2 protein-coding genes are annotated in these 2,485 nt (G+C 36.2%); both read left to right on the top strand.

The window, feature by feature from the left end; translation table 11 throughout:
• Positions 1 to 63: 63 nt before the first annotated feature.
• The gene (locus ABVT42_RS22025; protein WP_367024487.1) at positions 64 to 1,551 is read left to right on the top strand and encodes an RHS repeat domain-containing protein; all 1,488 of its coding nucleotides are present in this window, start codon (positions 64 to 66) and stop codon (positions 1,549 to 1,551) included.
• A 503-nt stretch (positions 1,552 to 2,054) separates the two neighbouring features.
• Positions 2,055 to 2,324, top strand: coding sequence for a hypothetical protein (locus ABVT42_RS22020; RefSeq protein WP_367024485.1), 270 nt, complete (start codon positions 2,055 to 2,057; stop codon positions 2,322 to 2,324).
• Positions 2,325 to 2,485: the final 161 nt, after the last annotated feature.

Below are 2,485 nucleotides of genomic sequence, written 5' to 3'. Positions count from 1 at the left end.
GTTATTATAACTCTGTTAGACCACATACTTTTAATAACGGCTTAACACCAAACATAGCGGAAGATATTTATTGGAAAAACTCTAAATCTGTGGCCAAAGTTACTTGACCACTACAATAAAGATGTTAGCTATGTTCATGTAGATCATCTTGGTTCAACAGATGTAATCACCAATAGTTTAGGTGAGGTTGTTCAAGAAATTAGCTTTGATGCGTTTGGCGAAAAGCGTCTACCAAATAATTGGCAAATAAAAGATACCAGTATCAAGTTAAGCGCAATAGATATTACCAATCGAGGCTACACCGGACACGAGATGGCTGAAGAGGTTGGTATTATTCATATGAATGGGCGGATTTATGATCCAAGGCTTGGTCGTTTTTTGCAAGCTGATCCATATATTGACGGTATGACTGATTCTCAAGGTTATAATCGCTATAGTTATGTAAGAAATAATCCACTGGCTTTTACTGATCCTACTGGGTTTAAGCGGAGTGGAGGATTGAAGCGGTTACAGAAGATTACGAGCTTATGGGGATTATTAACACCCAAAAATGGTTGGATAAGTGATTTATATATTGCAATTGCAACCGTTACTTGTGGTCCTTGCGGCGCTATAGCAACGGCTCAAGTAACTATTGCATCAGGTGGTAATTTAACCCAAGGGCTTATTGCCGGAGCTAAAGCGTATGCGCGTAAATATATTGCCGGTAAAGTAGGAGGGCGTTTTGGTCAAGCGGTATTTAATGGCACCTTTGATGCTTTGAATGGAGGAAAGTTTGGTAGAGGTTTTGTTGGGTCTTACTTTAATTATAACGGTAGTAATTTTGTTATTGGTGCTATAGTTGGAGGGATAATCTCTAAAGCAACTGGTGGAAAATTTCTTAATGGGGCTGTGACGGGGACTTTTAGGGCGGCTTATCAAGGGGGGAGCAACAGTGTAGCTAAAGGCTCAGATATAACAACAGGTATAACAATTGATGGTGGGCAAACAAAGAATGTGACTCAATCAAATTTAAGTGATGAGGAAAGGAAAAAAAGAGTTGATTTTTCAAGGAAGTTTGTGCAGATAACTGGTGAGTATCAAATGGATATTGATTTAGTCCGCAATTCTGTTGACGAGTTTGCGCAAACAGATGAAGGATGGAGTTTATTGAAAGGCAACAAGATCACTATTCAAGCAATTAGAACTTCATATAATAATGCCGGGAGTGAATCCGATAGTCCCATTACAATTAACGTAATGAGTAGTTCTTTGGCAAAAGCATATGGTGAAAATAACTTTGTAAAATTATCAGGACTTAGAAGTGTAACTCACGAGTTAGTTCATAAGTTGACCACCTATAATTATATAAAGAGCAATGGATTCGCAAATGGGCTATATAATCAACCGAATGCTATGGATAAACAAATAGTTGAAGGCCATGTTATGGCAACAACTAATCGGATCTTAAAACAACACGCAATACTTAATAAAATTCCACTTAGTAAAGTCGGGGAGCGTACTCATTATGATCGAGCAGTACTAACTCCAAATGCTAATATTCTTTTGTAGCTTATTGAAGGAAAAAAGCATGAAAATATTAAAATATACTTCGTTTATTGTTTACGTATTTATTTTTGTTGCTGCTTGTGAGGCAGAAAAATTTAAATATTCAACTAATTTCAAGCTCTGTGAAAACAACAATGTTAAATCAATTGATCGGTACTCGACAGCATTGTTCAAACTAAATGACAGTGATTTTGAGTTAAAAATTTGGGATAATAGATACTCGCTACAATATATTGAAGCCAATGACCCTTATGGTTATATAGGTGTTGATAGTATTGCCGATATTGATGGCGGTATTTTATGGACTGGCTCTTATCAAGGTGGTATTAAAGATGAGCCGAGTGAAGGTGTTTTCTATAGAAAAAATGATACTGTTCATCAAGTTTATTCTTTAACTACTGGGGGAAGAGTTGTGGTTAACGATAAAAGCGCAATTATTTTGTCTCATAAAGACTTGGTACATGAAGGGATTGGAGAGCTTCTNTTTAACTACTGGGGGAAGAGTTGTGGTTAACGATAAAAGCGCAATTATTTTGTCTCATAAAGACTTGGTACATGAAGGGATTGGAGAGCTTCTTTTTTTAGGAGTAAGCGAAAAAGGGGTTTTCTTGGATAAAGTAATTCGCCTACCAGGAAAACCTGCTGGTTTTATTCATTTAGGAAATAATAGGTATATTGTATCAGGATTTAGCCAGCCAAATAAAAATTGGGCATTTGTGTTACAAAACAAAAAAAATGTACAAAATTTAGATTGTGGTGTTTTAAATTCTAATTAAGTTAACGCACCAGTCAGGGGGTTGGTAGTGGTAGTAATTGCTCAAAAAGCGGGGCATTATGTAAGCAATCGATCACAAGAAAATCAGAAAAAGATCAATTTAATTGGCGAAAATCGATCACATTTAAAAGATTCAGTTAATGGCATAATAAAAAGCATGAG

Source organism: Aliikangiella maris, from assembly GCF_040719265.1.
Taxonomy (GTDB): domain Bacteria; phylum Pseudomonadota; class Gammaproteobacteria; order Enterobacterales; family Kangiellaceae; genus Aliikangiella; species Aliikangiella maris.
The sequence above is the reverse complement of the archived record's forward strand: the minus strand, read 5'-3'. Positions and strand labels throughout refer to the sequence as shown.